The sequence below is a fragment of the Mesorhizobium sp. M2E.F.Ca.ET.209.01.1.1 genome, assembly GCF_004010375.2.
GTDB lineage: Bacteria > Pseudomonadota > Alphaproteobacteria > Rhizobiales > Rhizobiaceae > Mesorhizobium.
The window spans coordinates 1-320 of the sequence record NZ_SADP02000809.1 but is presented as its reverse complement, the minus strand read 5'-3'; the positions used below and the strand labels follow the sequence as shown (position 1 = coordinate 320).

Below are 320 nucleotides of genomic sequence, written 5' to 3'. Positions count from 1 at the left end.
GCGCCGCGCCGGGCGGTGGCGCGCTTCAGGCCTTCGACGGGATCGATGTCGAAGATCAGCGTCATGTCCGGCATCATGCCGTTGATGGCCACCGCTTCAAGCGCCTTCATGAAATCGGCATCGATGCCCCCGGTGACGCCCTGGTAGACGCGCGAGGAATCGATGAAGCGGTCGCACAAAACTATCGAGCCGCGCTCGACCGCCGGCCGGATCACCTGCTCGACATGGTCGGGACGAGCGGCAGCAAACAGGATCGCCTCCATCTTCGGGCCAAACGGCTCGGCAGCCCCTGACAGAAACACCTGCCGTCCGGCCTCGGC

1 protein-coding gene is annotated in these 320 nt (G+C 65.6%); it reads right to left on the bottom strand.

Annotated features, from left to right (window positions below; genetic code table 11):
- A partial coding sequence (gene tmk / locus EN852_RS37990; RefSeq protein WP_135879845.1) for a dTMP kinase occupies positions 1-320 on the bottom strand: 320 nt, incomplete at both ends.